The 16,654-nt window shown below is 71.2% G+C and carries 15 protein-coding genes; 6 read left to right on the forward strand and 9 right to left on the reverse strand.

Features of this window, described 5'->3' with window-relative positions; genetic code table 11:
• Positions 1-199 precede the first annotated feature (199 nt).
• The 3 genes from ACRWK8_RS15375 to ACRWK8_RS15385 form a co-directional block, all read right to left on the reverse strand.
• Positions 200-1,012: a DUF2786 domain-containing protein gene (locus ACRWK8_RS15375; protein ID WP_378743439.1), complete on the reverse strand. Its 813-nt coding sequence runs from the start codon at positions 1,010-1,012 to the stop codon at positions 200-202.
• A 136-nt stretch (positions 1,013-1,148) separates the two neighbouring features.
• A complete protein-coding gene (locus ACRWK8_RS15380; protein WP_431871126.1) occupies positions 1,149-1,586 on the reverse strand; it encodes a hypothetical protein in 438 nt (145 codons plus the stop codon).
• A gap of 274 nt (positions 1,587-1,860) precedes the next feature.
• Positions 1,861-2,337 carry an NUDIX hydrolase gene (locus ACRWK8_RS15385; protein WP_378743365.1) on the reverse strand — a complete coding sequence of 159 codons (477 nt, stop codon included), beginning with the start codon at positions 2,335-2,337 and terminating at the stop codon, positions 1,861-1,863.
• A gap of 212 nt (positions 2,338-2,549) precedes the next feature.
• Between ACRWK8_RS15385 and ACRWK8_RS15390 the strand changes: the two genes are divergently transcribed.
• Positions 2,550-3,737 (forward strand): hypothetical protein, encoded by a 1,188-nt coding sequence (locus tag ACRWK8_RS15390; RefSeq protein WP_431871072.1) that lies wholly within the window; start codon positions 2,550-2,552, stop codon positions 3,735-3,737.
• Between the two features lie 13 nt (positions 3,738-3,750).
• On the opposite strand, the gene ACRWK8_RS15395 is transcribed toward ACRWK8_RS15390, so the two are convergent.
• The 3 genes from ACRWK8_RS15395 to ACRWK8_RS15405 all read right to left on the reverse strand — a co-directional run bounded on the left by ACRWK8_RS15395 (position 3,751) and on the right by ACRWK8_RS15405 (position 6,030).
• Entirely contained in the window at positions 3,751-4,290 is a 540-nt protein-coding gene (locus tag ACRWK8_RS15395; protein ID WP_431871128.1) for a hypothetical protein, read from the reverse strand.
• Between the two features lie 514 nt (positions 4,291-4,804).
• A complete protein-coding gene (locus tag ACRWK8_RS15400; RefSeq protein ID WP_431871074.1) occupies positions 4,805-5,416 on the reverse strand; it encodes a hypothetical protein in 612 nt (203 codons plus the stop codon).
• Positions 5,413-6,030, reverse strand: a complete 618-nt coding sequence (locus tag ACRWK8_RS15405; protein WP_431871076.1) for a hypothetical protein — start codon at positions 6,028-6,030, stop codon at positions 5,413-5,415. The genes ACRWK8_RS15400 and ACRWK8_RS15405 overlap by 4 nt, the downstream gene beginning before the upstream one ends.
• Positions 6,031-6,699: 669 nt before the next feature.
• Between ACRWK8_RS15405 and ACRWK8_RS15410 the strand changes: the two genes are divergently transcribed.
• Together ACRWK8_RS15410 and ACRWK8_RS15415 are read left to right on the forward strand one after the other, a co-directional pair.
• On the forward strand, positions 6,700-6,858 hold the full coding sequence (locus ACRWK8_RS15410; protein WP_431871134.1) for a hypothetical protein: 159 nt from the start codon (positions 6,700-6,702) through the stop codon (positions 6,856-6,858).
• A gap of 215 nt (positions 6,859-7,073) precedes the next feature.
• Positions 7,074-9,965: an AfsR/SARP family transcriptional regulator gene (locus ACRWK8_RS15415; protein WP_431871078.1), complete on the forward strand. Its 2,892-nt coding sequence runs from the start codon at positions 7,074-7,076 to the stop codon at positions 9,963-9,965.
• Between the two features lie 19 nt (positions 9,966-9,984).
• Here the strand turns inward: ACRWK8_RS15415 and ACRWK8_RS15420 are convergent, their stop codons facing one another.
• Together ACRWK8_RS15420 and ACRWK8_RS15425 are read right to left on the reverse strand one after the other, a co-directional pair.
• Positions 9,985-10,791: an oxygenase MpaB family protein gene (locus ACRWK8_RS15420; RefSeq protein WP_431871080.1), complete on the reverse strand. Its 807-nt coding sequence runs from the start codon at positions 10,789-10,791 to the stop codon at positions 9,985-9,987.
• Positions 10,792-10,846: 55 nt separating this feature from the next.
• Entirely contained in the window at positions 10,847-12,025 is a 1,179-nt protein-coding gene (locus ACRWK8_RS15425) for a DUF4037 domain-containing protein (RefSeq protein ID WP_431871082.1), read from the reverse strand.
• Positions 12,026-12,698: 673 nt separating this feature from the next.
• Here ACRWK8_RS15425 and ACRWK8_RS15430 point away from each other — a divergent pair.
• The 3 genes from ACRWK8_RS15430 to ACRWK8_RS15440 all read left to right on the forward strand — a co-directional run bounded on the left by ACRWK8_RS15430 (position 12,699) and on the right by ACRWK8_RS15440 (position 15,147).
• Entirely contained in the window at positions 12,699-13,223 is a 525-nt protein-coding gene (locus tag ACRWK8_RS15430) for a lytic polysaccharide monooxygenase auxiliary activity family 9 protein (protein WP_378743379.1), read from the forward strand.
• A 485-nt stretch (positions 13,224-13,708) separates the two neighbouring features.
• Entirely contained in the window at positions 13,709-14,329 is a 621-nt protein-coding gene (locus ACRWK8_RS15435; protein ID WP_431871084.1) for a hypothetical protein, read from the forward strand.
• A gap of 224 nt (positions 14,330-14,553) precedes the next feature.
• The gene (locus ACRWK8_RS15440) at positions 14,554-15,147 is read left to right on the forward strand and encodes a hypothetical protein (protein WP_431871086.1); all 594 of its coding nucleotides are present in this window, start codon (positions 14,554-14,556) and stop codon (positions 15,145-15,147) included.
• Between the two features lie 20 nt (positions 15,148-15,167).
• Here the strand turns inward: ACRWK8_RS15440 and ACRWK8_RS15445 are convergent, their stop codons facing one another.
• On the reverse strand, positions 15,168-16,628 hold the full coding sequence (locus ACRWK8_RS15445) for an amidase (RefSeq protein ID WP_431871088.1): 1,461 nt from the start codon (positions 16,626-16,628) through the stop codon (positions 15,168-15,170).
• Positions 16,629-16,654 lie beyond the last annotated feature (26 nt).

A 16,654-nucleotide genomic window follows, 5' to 3' on the forward strand; every position in this document is an offset into this window, starting at 1 on the left:
CCAGGTGTTTTGCTGTTCTTGGGAAAGTTCTCCACAGGTTATCCACAGGCTGCTTCCTCAGCCTGTGGATAACCCCGGGTGATCGGCCCGCTCGGGGCTCGAACGGCCTCTCGAATCGGCCCGTATTTCCTGTGTGACATGGGAAAACGGGGCGCCTGTGGATTTCCTGCACAGCCTGTGGATAACTCGGGGTGAGGGGCTATTCGCCCTCGGCCAGAGTGGACGTCCGTCCGCTGGTCACCGGGGTGTCCAGCCCCAGCTCCGCCTGGCGCCCACGGCGGTATCCGGCGCGGTACCCGGCCGCGCTGTGGGTCCGCTCGGGACGGTGTTTGCGCAACTGTGGGAATTGCTTGTGGAACTCTTCGTTCACCCGGTTCGGATCGTCCCGCAGAACCAACTCCGCGCCGCGAGCCGAACCGTTCTCACCGTTACCCTCAGTGACGCCCGACTCCGCGTCCTGAGCGGCCATTTCCTGGAGTCGCGTCCTGAACTCCCGAATGCGTTCGGCCACGGCCTGACCGTAGGCGCGCACGAACGACCGGTAGTAGCGCTTGCGTTCGGTCTCCAGTTCGGAGCGGGTGTAGTTGCGCAGTTCCCGGATGTCGGCCACGTGCGAGGAACTCATGAACCTGGCCGAGGCCTCCATCTGCATGGAGATCGACGGCATCAGCATCCGCAGCGCGTCCAGGGCACTGACCGTCCCCACCAGGATGATGGTCCGGTCGGTGTTCTCGGAGTTGTTCCCGCGCACCGCGGACTGGCATCCGTACGCGGCGGCGATGTCGGCCAGGGCTCTGACCCTGGCCTTGCCGTGGCCACCCACTCCGGGGACGGTGTAGTCCATACGGCTGATCGCGTCCGGTTCCTCGCCCCTCTCGGCGCGGGCCTCGGCCTCGGCGATCGCGTGGCGGGTCATCAGCTCGGCGGCCTTGGCGGTGAACGCCTGGCTCTCGGCATCAGTGACCGCGGGGTCCTCCGCCATGCGAAGGAGCCCGCGGACCCGCTCGACCATCTTCTGACGAGCAGCTTCAGTCATCGGCGCCGGTTGTCTCCCGTAGGTGAGGTGTGGTGCATCCGCTCCTTGGCGGAAAACATCGAGCCTAGGCCCTTCTGTTCCCCGCCACCATCACGGCGGCGCCCGACCACCCCTACTTCTTGTCGCCGGCGACCATGGCCACCACGCCGATGATGAGCCACAGGGCGAGGCCCACACCGAGACCGGCCCAGAGGCCGCCGAACAGGCCGCCGATGATGGCGAAGTCGGTGATCACGGACACGACGTAGCTCACCACGGCGGTGGCGCCACCGCCGAGGATGGCCGGGGCGCTCGCGTAGCGGAACGGGTAGGTGGCGGCCCAGCGGCGACCACGGCGGTCGCCCTTCTTGCTCAGCACGCCGCCGACCCCGCCGATCAGGGCGAAGAAGAAGATGCCGGTGGTCACGGCGGCCGGGATACCGGCCAGACCGAAGTTGGCGAGGAAGGAGAGGGCACCGGCCACGGTGCCGCCGACGACGGACGCCCCCCAAGGCCAGATCATCGTCGCCGAGGCGACGGGAGTGAATGCGTTACCGCGCTCCAGCGTCATGTTCACAGCTCCAGTCGAATCGCGTGGCGCCCACTCTTCGCAGGGCCGTCCCCCTCAGGATGCGGGGCCAGGGGCGGACCGCACATCAGGGCCCGTCCCTGACTTACCCCCGAGGCGGTGCCTTGGCACCTGGCCGCGGAGGAAAGCAGACACGAATCATCCCAGAACGGTGGGGTCGCCGCCTCTCGCGAGTCCAACGATCGGCGGGGCGCGAAAGTGCCCGCCCCGAGGGGTTCGTGGCCGACACCGCCGCGACCGGGCGCGGATCCGTGGACTACGCCGTGGCCGAGCGCAGGTCGGCGCTCAGGTGCGGCCAGGCGGTACGGAAGGCGGGGAGCAGGGGCAGCTCCTCGGCGGCGTCCACCGAGACCCACCGGATCTCCTTGCTCTCCGAGTTCCCGGGGCGGAAGGGGGTGAGGGTCGGCACACGGAGCAGGAACGTGTCGTAGCGCCACACGGACAGGTCCTGCTCGTGGCGGCCCAGGACCGTGTAGTCCTCGAGGTCGCCCGCGACCTCCTCCCGGAACTCCCGCACGGCCGCCTCCAACGGGGTCTCGTCCCGGTTCCGGGCTCCGCCGGGGATGCCCCAGGTGCCGCCCATGTGCGTCCAGCCCGCGCGGTGCTGGAGCAGGACGTGACCGGAACCGGCCACGTCGGTGGCGTACAACAGCAGCCCGGCGGCGCCGTACCGGCCCCACCTGCGGGATCCGTCGGCCAGGTCGACCCAGCCGTTTCCGTCGCCCTCCTGCATCAAAGCCCTCCAACCAGAGCCGTTCCTCGTGTCCCGCGATCAGGGGTTCCCCGGTCCGTGAGCAGTGGACCAGGGGAATCCACGGAGACCGTTCCCGCTAACCTCTTGAACCTATGGCCCGCCTGACCTCTTCCGCAGCCGCTCTGCCCGTGTACGCCCTCGGCCTCGTCCGAAGCCACGGGGTCCCCCTGCTGTGTGCCTACACCGCGGGGATGCTGACCCACACGCTGCTCATGCGGGGGCTGGTGGCGCTGAACGACGTCAACCCCACCCTTTCCCTCGCGGGGCTCGGTCTCACCCTCCTCGTCACCCTGATCACCTTCGTCGTCATGTTCCAGCTGCTCAGGCCGGGCCTGCCGATGATCGACTCCGAACTGGGCGCCCAGGTCGTCCGGCGCCGCCGGAACGGGTTCGCCGAGAGCGAGCGGAGGGTGGTCGACGGGGTGGCGCTCGCCATCTTCCCCTTCCTGCTCTTCTACGGGGCCTGGGGACTGATCGGGGAACAGTACGACACCTACAGCGTCAGTCTGCTCAACACGGGTGGCCTGGAGGCCTTCGCGGCGCCCACCGAGCTCTCCTGGTTCGGCTTGCCCCTGGTCGTCGCCGTGACCGCCTGGGTGCTGCGCCGGGTGTGCGGCCGCCTCTACGAGGCCAGCCGCAACCCGGTGCTGGGCGTGCTCACGGCCCTCTTCGAGGGCGTGTGGATGTTCCTCGCGGTCTTCTCCGTCGGGGTCTTCCTCAGCCTCTGCCAGGAGTGGATGTCGAACCGCGTGGTCTGGGTGGGCCTGGAGACCGGTGTGACCGGCCTGCTCGACGGGATCGGTCAGCGGATCGACGTCCCCGCGCTCTCCGCGGGGGTGGCCGCCGCAGTCGCGAGCACGTGGTCCGTTCTCAAGGAGGGCTTCCTGGGTCCGATGCTCTGGCTCACCATCACGGCGGTGGTCTACCGGGCCCAGATCGACGATCACGACGCGCTCTTCGAGGAGCGCCGGGGCGGCGGTGAGTTCGGCGCCGTGGTCAACCGGGCCGCGCGGATGGGCCGTGTGTTCGGCCGGGCCGCCTCCTCGGACTTCCGGGAGAAGTTCAGCCCCTGCCTGAACGCCGTCCGCTTCGTGCTGGGCGCAGGTCCGGTCTTCTACCTGACCTTCTGTCTGTACTTCGTGCTCCTGGACGTGGCCTTCAGCCAGCTGAACCGGGGCCTGTTCGTCCTGTTGGGGCCGGGTGACTTCCGGGGCGAGCTGTGGCCGTGGCTCCAGCCGGTCGACTTCGCCGTCGACGCGCTGCACATGCTGTTCCGCCTGTGCCTGCTGGCCGCCGCCTTCGAGATCGCCCTGCGCAGGGCCGAGGAGACCAGCGTGGGCCGCCGCGTGCGCCGGGTCGCCGGGCACGCCGTCCGCTGAGCCGTCGGCGGAGTCAGTCGAGGAGTTCCGGCTCGAACAGCAGCGCCTCGGGGCGCGGAGCGGCCTTGTCCGCGGAGGTGGCCACGGTGACCTCGAACCGCAGGTCGTCCGCGACCTCGGCCGGGACCAGGTACGTGACGACCAGGGACTGCGTGGTGCCCGCCGGGATCGGTTCCCAGTCGCCGCCGGTGCACCCGCCCATGACCCGGCCGGGGTCCTCCGCGAGGTTGCGCAGGCTGAACTCGTTGGTCGGCTGCCAGGCGCGGCCCTCCCCGTCGAGTGCGCGGAACCGGCAGTAGTCCGCCAGCCGTGTGCTGGCCTCCCCGTCTCCGGGGGTGACTTTGAAACCGACGTCGACGATCTCGGTCCCCTCAGGAGGGGCGGGCAGGGTGTCGAGGAAGCCGGTGACGTAGCCGACGGACTCCCACTCGCTCCCTGCGAGGTCGGCGGTCCGCCCGGAGACGGGTGCGGCGTCGGGGCGGACCAGGCCCTGTTCGCGTGCGGCGTCGAGTTCGGTCAGGTAGGGCCAGACCAGGACACAGGGCAGGAGCACGACCAAGGCGCCAAGGTACGGCAGGTGCAGGCGTTTCCACAGGGGGCGGGCGTGCCGGACGGGACCGGTCGACGCGCGTCCTCCCCCGTGGCGGGCGGGGTGGGTGGGACGGGTGGGGCGGTCACCGTTCCAGGGGTGCTCCCGGGGAGGGTGCTGCCACGGCTGGTCGGGTCGCTGGTACCGATGCCCCTGGGGCCCCTGAGGGCTCTGGGGCGGCTGAGGCGGTCCGGGGCGCGAGGCGGGCGGCGCCGGTGCCCGTGGGGGGCCCTGGGGTGGTCCTGGGGGCGCGGGGGGCTGGCCCGGGTGTCCTGGGCCGGGCTGGGGCGGGAACCGTCTCTGGGGTCCCTGCGGGGCCTGGGGGGCCGGAGGTGGAGGAGGCCCCTGGGGTTGGGGAGGCCCTTGGGGGCCCGGAGGTGGACCGGTGGGTCCGGTCGGGGGCTGCCCGGGTCGTCCCGGGTGGCCGTAGGGGGTGTTGTCCGGGCGCGGCCAGCCGGGCCCGGAGCGCCAGTGCGGGTTATGTGGACGCATGGTCGTCCTCCCCGGTCTCCGCGCCGTCGGCCCGGAGCTCCGCCGGGAGGAGGGTCGCGGGTCGGTCGGTGGGTTCGGGGTTCTCCAGGCCGAGGTCGACCTTCGCCTGGGCGCCCAGGCGGCTGTCGTAGCCGAAGGCGTGGGTCACGACCAGCGCGGGCTTCTCGATCCGGTCCGTCGGGACCTCGAACACGAACGCGCCGTGCACCGGCAGGCCGGGGGAGAACGTCTGGTGGTCGAGACTGTCGCGGAACCAGCCGCGCTCGACGTAGACGGAGCCGTCCCTCATCCGCAGCTCGGACGGGAGGTTCTCGATGGTCTCTCGGGTGGCGGTCACGTCGGCCCAGACCAGGACCCAGGCGCCGTTGGCCTCGACGGTGTGCGTACCGCCGTCCGCGTCGCCGGGGGCCTCCAGTGACGTGGCGAGGTCCACCTCGGTCACCCGGACGGTGAAGTCGTCGGTGGTCACGGCCGCGTCGGTGTCACCGGCCGTGGTGATCGGGTCGACCATGTCCTCCTTGCCCACCACGAAGCGTTGGAGGACCGCGATGAGGACCACCAGGCAGGCGCAGGTCAGGATGGAGAGCGCGCGGTTCACCGGCCGCTCCCCTCCAGGGGGACGGTGACCGCGCCCGCGAGCTTCTTGTCGGACGGCCACAGGACGCCTCCACCGCCACGGGCCTCCAGCCTCTCGACCTCGTGCACCGTGACGACCAGGTCCTCGATCGTGTCGGGGTCGACGCCGTCGGGAAGGTCCCAGGAGATGATCGCGTCCTTCTCCGGCATGTGCGGTTGCAGGTGGGAGACCATGCCGTCCGGCATGCGCTGGAAGAGGACGGTCGGGTGCTCGGTCCGCTTCCCCGCTGGCTCGATGTTCAGGACCACGGCCTTGACCGCGTCGAAGACGGAGACCGGCCTCTCGGAGCCGTGCATCTCGATGTCCGCCCGCAGTTGGAGCTGGTCTCCGAGCTCGCCGGTGACGACCCTGGCCTCGTGCGGGGAGATCCGGATCAGGGAGTTCTCCACCTCGGTCCCGGCCGCCGAGGGCTCGGACACGGCGTCGGCCCGCTCCAGCCCGCCGAACACGGCAACGCCGAGCAGGCCGACGGATCCGACCGCCCCGGCCAGCGAGACGAGGGCGAGGCGGGCGAGCGGGTTCCGGGGGAGGGGGGACCGACGGGGGGCGTCGGTCGCGAGGACATGGTGCACCACGAGGCGCAAGTGTAGGGCCAAAGGGTGCCGAACCCCCTGGACGCCCCCGTGTCCGCCCGAACCTGGCCGGAAGAGGACACCTCGGATCCGCCCAGCGCAGGACGGGTTCCGTTACCCGGTTCGGCGGAGGAACCGGGGGTGCGGGCGGGCCTGGAGCGCGGGAGACGTTCGCCTGCGCGTCCACGGGGTAGGAGGGGTAACCGTGCTCCCAGGTGTCCGGCGTTCGCCCGCGGTCGTACGCTCTTCCGGTGACACGGGGCGTCCGCTTCCGTGGTCCTCTCCGCGAGAACGTGGGAACGCGGTCATTCGTGTTCGATCTTTCCGACCGGGGAAACGGTGGGGAACGCCGGAATCCCCCTCGGCACGGGAAGTGAACAACGCGTAGCGCCTTTGTGACCTTGGGTTTTCCCGCTCAGACTGAAAGCCGGTTGAAAGCGGAGCGGAAGAGGACCTCTCTAGCGTCAAGGGTGTCGTCGGATCGGTAGCTGCGTGAGGACGGCTCGCAGCTCCCTGTGGTCCGACGGCTGTCGGACACATGCCATCCGTGGCGTAACTGAGGCGGAAGCGCCACGGATGGCGGATCCGCCGGAAGACGGTGGCCGCATGATGCTTCGTAGACGTAGGGCGACGTTACGGCTCTACACGAGTGCTGTACGCAAAGGAGTACGAGTGCCGAAGATGCTGACAGTGGACGAGCGGTTCGACGCGATCGTCTCCGGCGTGACGCCGGAAGCCAAGTTCGACCCCTTCCAGGAGCCCACTCCCAGGGAGAGTGTTCCCGCCGAGCGCGAGGACAAGCCGGAGGAGAAGAAGACGGAAGACAAGTAGACGGGCGTCTTTGAGGAGCCGCCGCTCCGAGTGCTGGTGAAGAGGGGGGCACTCGGCGGGGACGGACTCGGACGCATTCCGAATTCCACAAGGTGGCCTTGCTAGGGTTGCTCCTTGTGGAATTCGGCGTGCTTGGTCCCATTGCCGCGTGGTCCGAGGGACGACCCCTTCCGGTCGGTGGACCACGCCAGCGGTGTGTTCTGGGCGCTCTCTTGGTGTACGCCGGTCGAGAGGTCACCTTCGACCAGCTGATCCACTTCCTGTGGAGCGACGACCCCCCGCGCACGGCGCGCTCGGTCATCCAGGTCCAGGTCTCCCACCTGCGCCGGGCGTTCCCGGGAATCATCAGCACCACCTCCGGCGGGTACCTGGCCGACGTCGACCCCGGCCGCGTCGACCTGCACCGGTTCCGGGGTCTGCGCGACGGAGCCGACCCCGCCGATCCGGAGACCGCCCTCGCGCGGCTCTCCGAGGCGCTGGAGTGCTGGCGCGGAGTCCCGTTCTCCGGGGTCGGGTCCGAACACCTCTACTACTCGCTGGTGTCCCCGCTCCTGGAGGAGCGCTGGGCCGCCGTGGCCGACTGGGCCTCCTACGGGCTCTCGCTGGGGCGCGCGAACGAGGTGGTCTCCTACCTCACGCCGATCATCCGGCAGGAGCCGCTCCGGGAACGGTTGCACCACCACTTCATCACCGCCCTCTGGCACACCGGCGAACGGGCGGCGGCGCTCTCCGCCTACGAGGAGATCCGCTCCCGCCTGGCGGACGAACTGGGCGTCGACCCCGACCCCGACCTCATCGCGCTGCACACCCAGATACTGCGGGCGGACACCTCCGAGCAGACCCCGGCCAAGGGGCTGGCCTCGCCCTTCCCCGTGGTGAAGGACCACTTCGTCGTCCGGAACGACCTCCCTCGGGACATCCCGGACTTCGCCGGGCGGCGGGAGACCCTGGAGCACCTGATCGGTGTGGGGACGTCCAAGGACGATCGGGCCCGGGTCTGCGTGATCTCGGGCAGCGGCGGTTCCGGGAAGACCACGCTCGCCGTGCGGGCCGGGCACGAACTGGTGCACCACTTCCCCGACGGGCAGCTGTTCATCGACCTGTACGGGTACACGGCCGAGAAGAAGCCCCTGGACGAGGGGGCGGCACTGGGCGCCCTCCTGCGCGCGGTCGGCGTGCCCTTCGAGGAACTGCCCGACTCGGTGGACGAACGCTCCGCGCTCTGGCGGGCGACCCTCCGGGGCAGGCGCCTGCTCGTGGTCCTGGACAACGCGGTCAGCTACGCGCAGGTCAACCCGATCCTGCCCTCCGCCGAGGGCACGCTCACCCTGATCACCACCAGGAACGACCTGGCCGGGCTCAGCGGTACCGACTACGTCTCCCTCAGCATGCTGGGGGAGGAGTCGGCCCTGGAACTCCTCGGCAAGGTCCTGGGGGAGGACCGGGTCGTCCGGGAACGGGACCAGGCCCTGAGGGTGGTGCGGATCTGCGGCGGGCTCCCCCTGGCACTGCGGGTGGTCGCCGGACGCATGCTCAGCAGACCGAAGTGGACCTTCGGCCACGTCGAGCGCCGGTTGAGCGAGCAGAGCCGCCGCTTCCGCGAGCTCCAGATGGACGGGCAGAACGTCGAGGCGGCGATCGACCTCTCCTACCAGAGCCTCAACGGCGAACAGCGGCGCGCCTTCCTCCTGCTCGGGGTGCTGGTCGGCACCACCGTGGACCTCCACGGCGCGGCGGCGCTGCTGGACATGGACCCCATGGACGCGGACGACCTCCTCCAGGGGCTCGTGGGCGTCTGCCTGCTGGAGGAGCCGGACGGCGACGTGTACCGCCTGCACGACCTCATCGGTGACTTCTCGCGCTACCGGGGTTCGTCCGACCTGGAGCCGACGGAGGCCGAGGAGGCCCGGGGGCGGCTGGCCCGGCAGTACATGCACGTCTCCCAGCGCGCGGCGGACCTGTTGGGCCCGCGCGCGCACGGCGGCTCGGACGAGGCGGGGGGCTCGCGGTACCGGGCCGAACTCCTCGACCGGGCCGAGGCGGAGGCCTGGTTCGACCGTCACCAGGACAACGTCGCCGACGTCATCGACTTCTACAGCGATGGGGAGAGTGTCGATGAGGCGTGGCGGATGGCCGACGCGGTGTGGAGGTTCTACGCGCAGCGCGGCAAGATGGGTCTCCTGCTCACCTCGCAGGAGAAGGCCCTGCGCGCCAGCGAGCGGCGCGGCAGCCAACGGGGCCGCGCGGTCACCCTCATCGGGATGGGGATCGCGCACTGCCTCTCCGGACGGTTCGACACCTCGCTCTCCTACCTCCAGGAGGCCCTCGTTCTCCTGGAGGAACTGGGCGACGAACGCGGCATCATCCGTGCCCTGGCCAACCTCAGCATGGTCCACGAGCGCACGGGACGGTTCCGGGAGTGCTCCGAGTGCGTCGAGAGGGTCATCTCCTACGCGGTGTCCCAGGGGGACAAGCAGCTCGAGGTGATGCAGCGGGCCAACCTGGCGGTGCTGTACATGAACCTGGGTCGGTACCAGGAGGCACTGGCCCTCAGCGAGGGGGTCCTGGCCCTGGGCGCGGACGAGAGCCTGGACAGCAGCCGGACCCAGGCGGCGCTCATCGCCGGTGAGGCCCGGACGGCCCTCGGGGACCTGGAGGGCGCCTACGAGGCCCTGCGGATCGCCGTCGCGCTGTCCAAGGACAAGAGCACGAAGGAGATGTACGCCCACAACTCCCTGGGCGTCGCCTACAGGGCGGGCGGGAGGTTCGACGAGGCGGTCACAGAACACCGGACGGCCTTGGAACTGGCGGACCGGAACGGCAACCGCAGCGCGGACGCGGAGGTCCTGACAGACCTGGGGGCGACCTACTCCGCCGCCGGTCGGCACGCGGAGGCCGCGCGGACCCTCGAGAAGGCACTGGCCATGGCGCACGAGCGGGGCGAGCGGTACGTCGCGGCCAGGGCCTCGCTGGCGCTCGGGGGGCTGCCCGCACCGGTGGTGGACGCCGAGCGCGCTCGGGGCCTGCTCACCGACGCCCTCCGGACCTTCGAGGAACTGGGCCTGCCCGACGCCGACCGGGCCCGGGAAGCACTCAAGGACCTCTGAACTCCCCGGCGGTCACCCCTCAGCGATTCGAGGATCTCGACGCCTTCGACGGCTTCCAGCCGCCGTTCTTCCGCATCGACCTCAGGTACAGCGCGGAGGGCAGTCTCCGGACACCCTTCGGAAGACGCGGGTACACCGTCCGGGTCACGCGCATCAGGCGGTCGAAGCGGCGCTGACGCGCCTCCGACCAGGGGATTCCGTACTGCCTCCGCAGCTCCGGGCCCAACAGGCCACCGCTCAGGAACCGTTGCGTGAGGGTCAGCGGCCACAGCAGCCGGTTGTCCGGACGGAACAGTGACTGGGACAGGCCGACGGCATGCGGGCCGACTTCCAGACGGGCACAGGCGTGTTCCCAGTAGTCTGAGAACTCCTCGGTGCTTTGGGGCCACCGCTCCCGGGGTAGGCCGAGGGCAGTGGCGTACACCGAGGTCTCACGAAGGAACTCGGCTCGTTCCTCCTCGGTCAGGTCGGCCACGGTCAGTTCGTACAGACGCACCGCGCTGTGGTACAGCGTCGCGCCGACCCACAGCAGCAGCTCGGGGTCGAGGGCGTCGTAGCCCGGACCCCGGACCCTGCGGTGCATGGCGCGCACGATGGCCTGTACGCGTTCGCTCTCCTCCGGGGTGCCCAGGGCGGTTCCGTAGACGTAGTACATCGTGCCGCGCAGCCGGTCGAGGGGGCGTGCGGCGAACTCGCTGTGCTCGGCGACCCCCCGGGCGACGCTCGGGTGGGCGATCTGGAGCAGGATCGCGTAGCCGGCCCCGGCCAGGATGCTGGCCTCGGTGTTGAGCCGCCGGAGAACCGGCGGGGCGTGGGATAGGTCCATGTCTGGATCGTAGGGCAGCGCCCAGCTTCGTCGCAGGTGACGCGCCCACCCTGGTTTATGGGGCTTCCTCCGCGTTCGTCTGGCGCGGCTCCCCGCCCGGTCTCCGGTCCTTCGGAGACACGTGCGGCACCTGTTCCGAGCCCGGTCCGACCACGGCTCGGGCCACGTTCCGAACCAACCCGACGCGCTCCAGGGCGTCGGTGCTGTCGACGAACTGGTCGACGGCTCCCACCAGTGGCCGGGCCGCGAGGTCGGGGTCCTCGACCCTCGCGAGCAGGGCCCTGGAGTAGCGCGCGGCGTCCAGAACCAGGTACGGGCGCGTGTGGAAGCGGCGGGGCTCGGGGGACAGCTCCTCCGCCAACCCGGTCCGGTTCTGCCAGGCCGCGACCAGTCGGTAGGCCTGGGCCAGGGCGTGCTGCGGGTCGGGCACGGCGAGCGCCCGGCGCAGTACCGGTCCCACCTCGGCCGCCTCGGGGAGCAGGGAGAAGGCCGACCCCAACCACTTGGAGTAGGGCGGGTAGCGGCGGGCCAACAGCAGGCACAGCCGCATGAGGTCGCGGACCAGGCGCGCGGCGACCACCCGTGCGCCGAGTTCGTCACCGGCCTCCACACAGCGTCCGACGAACGGTTCCTCCTGGGCGACCCGCTGCCATTGGCAGGCCAGCACGTGGCGCCAGACGTCGGCCGGATACCAGCGCAGGGAACGGCGCGCGGCGGTGAGCTCCCCGACGCCGTCGTGGAACACGGCGCCGCCGACCGCCCCGGCCAGGCGTTGGGTGGGCGTCGCGAGCCAGTCGGTGGTGGTCACCCCGGTGTTCGGGTCGAACCCGAGCCACTCGGTGAACCAGGCGCCCGGTTCGACCACGTCCACCAGGTGCCGCCCGCCGGGGCCGTCGGCGAGCCGGTGGACTCCGGGGTCGCCGGGCGCCGACTCGTACCGTGTGGGCCAGCCGCGCACCCTCCGGGGCAGCCCCTTCTCCAAGAGCGCCCGGACGCGTGCGTTGTCGCCCGGGAGGAAGAGCTGGAAGCGCGGTCCCCAGTCGTGGTCGGTGGAGCGGGCGGTGTCCAGCCCCAGTACCTCGGATCCCGCTCCCACACGGGCCGCCGCATGGGGGATCCCGTCCAGGAGGGGGCGGACCCCCTCCTCGTACAGGGCACGCGACAGCTCCAGCCCGGGCAGGAAGTCCGGGGCTGCCGGGTCCGCCCACCGCGTGGGAGACGCCCCGCGTTCCACGAGGGGTAGTGGGGGTTCCTGGGGGTCGCGGGAGTCCTGGGTTTTCCGAGGTGGGTCTGGTGGACGTGCCTGATGGGACATCCGTGATCACTCCGTCCTGGTGGCCGTGCGGGGGCGCCCCCTGCCCCTTGACGCGCGGTCGCCTCGACGCTGAGGGGCCTCCGCCTCGGGTCCGTTCTGTCACCCGTCACGAGCTCTGTCCACGGCTTTTCCGACGGCCATCCCCCCGTGTTCACACGGAGGAGGGGAAGGTGATTGTCACCTTTTGGTGAGGTCTGGTGGAACGTCGGCGGGGTCGACCTCTTGGTCCACTCCCGGAACGGCAGACCGGTTCCGGCAACCGATCGGCATCGGTCCTGTTCGGGGTGCCCGCCCCGCCGCCCGCCCACCAGTACCAGTGCCCGAGGAACCGGCACTGGGCCGTTCCACTGGTACGGGTGTCACTCCACACCCATGGGTAACAGGGATCTTGACGGGGGGTGACAAGCTCTTTACCGTCCTCGGTACTGGGTGGACGGAGGTTCCCGAAACCCACGGGAACTCCCGGGCGACCCCTGCCCGGGCTCGCGGAAATAACCGGCCGTGAGCGCGTTCCACCCGCCCTGGTCCGGAGACGGTCCGGGTCACCCCGCTACGGCCCCCCAGGGTCGTGACCCAGAAGAAGGGCTCCCTCATGAGTATCAGCACCAAGCTCCGCTCGACCGCGGCCGTCGGCGCCGCCACCGCGCTCGCCTTCACGTTGATGCCCGCGGGCACCGCCAGCGCCCACGGCTACATCAACAACCCGCCCAGCCGCCAGGCCCAGTGCGCCGCCGGGACGGTCTCCTGCGGACCGATCCAGTACGAGCCGCAGAGCGTCGAGGGCCCCAAGGGCCTGATGAGCTGTTCCGGAGGCAACGCCGCCTTCTCCGAGCTGGACGACGACAACTACGGCTGGGACGTCACCCCGGTCGGCAACTCCGTCACCTTCGACTGGACGATCACCGCCCGGCACTCGACCAGCACGTGGGAATACTTCATCGACGGTCAGCAGATTGAGAGCATCGACGACGGTGGCGCCCAGCCGCCGGCGAACTTCTCCCACACCGTCGACCTCTCCGGCTACAGCGGTGAGCAGACGGTGCTGGCCCGCTGGAACGTGGCCGACACCCCGATGGCCTTCTACGTCTGCGTCGACCTCAACGTCGGCGCCGCGTAGACACCCGGAGGCTCCCCCCTCCGTACGCCGTGACGCCCCACCCCCCGGGCGTCAGGGCCCACGCCCCGGACCGGCCCAGCGCCGGCCCGGGGCGTCCGCGTTCACGGGACCGGGTTCCGGTTGGCCGGAGGTGGCCGTTTTCCCCCCGGACGGTGCTCGTGCCCGGATTCGTCGGGGTGGCCATGGGAACATGCGACGGGTCAGGACACACGTACTCGTGGATGGACCCTCGCATGGGACACCCCCTCCAGCCGACCCCACCAGGCCACTCCGGCCACCAGGGGCAGCCCCCGTTCGGCCACCAGGGCCCACCGGGTCAGCCGCCGCTCCAGCCGCCCTACCCCCACCCGCCCGGTCACCCCGGGGCGCCTGGACCGAACCCGCCCCCGCCCGGCGGCCCGCCCGGACCTCCCGTCCAGCCCGGCTCCCAGGGCGTTCCTGACCAGCCCCCGGCGCCCCGGCGCCGACCCCGGACCGCGCTCACGGTGACACTCACCGCCGCCGTCACCCTGGCGGTCGCCGGTTCCCTCACCTGGGTGGTCTCCTCCGCCACCGCCTCCTCCGCACGGATCAGCCCCGCGAGCGGCCTGCCGACCGACGACCCCTGCGCGGTCCTGAGTGACCGAACCCTCGCGTCGATGAACGCTGAGGCCAGATACGGGGGAGCCAGTAGCTACTCCAGCGGCTGCGACTGGAGCGTCACGCTGTTGGGAGAGGAGAGCATCTCCCTCTACTTCCGTCGTGCCGTGCCGTTCTCCGGGGCGGACGCGGCCCTGCTCCAAGAACATGACACGCAGGGGGAGGAGCTGCCCACTGATGCCCAGGAGCTCTACGAGGCGACCGTCGAAGCGGCCTCCGAGCGCCCGCGGAGCGAGGCCGCGCAGTCGCGGGACCGACCGCTGAGGTTCGGTGACGAGAGCACGTTGGTCCTCGCCGACTTCCCCACCGGTTCCGGCGACCCCCACGAGCAGGTGGTGACGCTGGTCGTCCGGGAGGGACGCCTCGTCAGCGAGGTCACCCTCAACCTGGGCTCCACCATCGACGACATCGATCTGAACGAGGCCGAGGAGCTTCTCGCCGACGTCGCGGCCGACGTCTTCGGCTGATCCCTTCCCCCAGAGGCGCTCGGGCGTCGCACACCAACAGGAGGTCCGCCGTGTACAACGGCCCCCCACAGCAGTTCCCCCCACAGCACGGCGGGCCCGGAACCCCCGGCCAGGCCCCCCGAGCGCAGGAACCCGGAGGGCCACCCCCCGGCACGCGCCCCCCGGCTTCGGGACCAGTCCCGGGACGGCGAGGCACCGGGCGCGTCATCGCGATCACCGCGGCGGTGACACTCGCGGTCTACGGCCTGGTCGTCGGAGGCGTGTGGGCGGTGACGTCCTCGTCGGGCTCCCACCACGCGGGTCCTTCGCTCGAGGGTCTGGACCTGGACCCGTGCGCGGCGCCCGGCAGCTCGGACCTGCGTTCTCTCAACGCCGTCCTGGCCTCCGCCTCGTACTCCGAGGCGGGCACGGCGTGTTGGTGGGTCACGGAGTTCGCGAACGGGTCCCCGGGGTCGCTCCGGGTCACCTACAGCGTCCCCGCGAACGAGGAGGGCGAGAGGACCCACGACGCGTCCGACACCGCCAGCCGATTCGCGGAGGAGCGGGGCAAGCTGATCGACGGCACGGACGGCCCCCGGGGCATCGAGATCCTGGAAGGGCGTGACCTCGACCTGGGAGACGAGTCCTTCGTCTCCCACTACCTCGCGGGAACTGACGGGCAGGGCAGCAACGCGACGGTGCTCGTCCGGAAGGCGGAGTACCTGGTCGAGATCAGGGTCCTGGAGACCGGGGAGGACAGGAGCGGCCGGGTCGACTTCACCGTCGGCGAGGAGGTGATCATCTCGATCGCCGAACGCGCCCTGAGCCGCCTGGGGTGACCCTGGCACGCGGCGGCCGTCTACCGTGCCGCCACCGTCGTCACCGGACGCACGCGCTGCCCCGTCCCCGCCCGGATCTCCGGACGGCGGTCGACGCAGCGCGTGCGGTCCTCGAACGCCTTCCCCAGACGCAGCAGATCCGCGTCCCGGTAGTGGTCCACGGAGAGCTGGAAGCCCACGGGCAGCCCCGAGCCGGTGAATCCGGCCGGGAGTGCCAGGACGGGGAGCCCCGTCGCGGAGAGCGCGCAGGCCGAGCGCATCCAGTCCAGGTAGCCCGTGCTCTCGACGCCGTCGACCGCCGCCGGGTAGCGCAGCCGGGCGTCGAAGGGCAGCACCTGCGCGGCGGGGCTGACCAGGAGGTCGTAACGCGCATGGAAGGCGCGGAGCGCGGCGGCCAGGCGGGTCCGCGCGCCGGTCGCGGCGACGATCTCCCGGGCGCTCAGCGCCCACCCGGCCTCCACGTTCCCGACCACCTCGGGTTTGACCAGGTCCCGGTGTTCGCGCACCAGTGATCCCAGCGCGGCGGCGAAGTCGAGGGCGCGGGTGGTCCGGAACACCTCCTCCGCGTCGGTGAGGTCCGGGGCCGCCTCCTCCACGATCGCCCCGGCCTCCTCGAAGACACGCATGCGCCCCTCCAGGACCGCCAGCACCTCCGGCTCCACGGGGAGGCCGAGCCCGAGGTCCGGGCTCCAGGCCACCCGAACCCCGCGCAGGTCACCGAGGAGCGGGCCGGTGAAGTCGGACCCGGTGACCGGTGCCGGGGGCCGCACCCTCGGTGAGGGCCCGGCGACGGCGAACATGAACAGGGCGACGTCGGAGACCTCGCGGGCCATCGGTCCGGTACGGGTCAGCCACGCCCAGTCGTCGCCCGGCGGCGGCGTGGGGATCACCCCGTGGGACGGCCGGAACCCCACCACGCCGCAGAACGACGCCGGGATGCGCAGCGATCCGCCCATGTCCGACCCCTCGCCCAGCGGCTGGATCCCGCTGGCGACCGCCGCCGCCAGGCCGCCGGACGAGCCGCCAGCGCTCAGCCGGGGCGCGTACGGGTTGGTGGTGGTGCCGAAGACGTCGTTGAAGGTGTGCGACCCGGCGCCGAACTCCGGGACGTTGCTCTTCCCCGTGGAGACCACCCCCGCGCGCCGCAGCCGGGCGATGATCGCGTCGTCCTGGACGGGCACGTGGTCAGCGAAGATCCGGGAGCCGCTGGTGGAGCGCGTCCCGGCCACCGCGTGGGTGTCCTTGTGGGTCATGGGCAGCCCGTGCAGCGGCGGCAGGGCGGCCCCGGACACGGTGCGCCGGTCGGCGGCCTCGGCGTCGGCCAGCGCCCGCTCCGGGTCGAGGGTGACCACGGCGTTGATCTCCGGGTTCACCTGCTCGATCCGTTCCAGGTGCGCGTCCAGGGCCTCTCGCGCGGAGACCTCACGGCGTCGGATCGCCGCCACCAGGGCGGTCGCGGACATCTGCTGGATCTCGTTCATGGTGGCCCCAGTCTCCGCCGGGACCG

It is taken from the genome of Nocardiopsis eucommiae, from assembly GCF_965344335.1.
GTDB lineage: Bacteria > Actinomycetota > Actinomycetes > Streptosporangiales > Streptosporangiaceae > Nocardiopsis > Nocardiopsis eucommiae.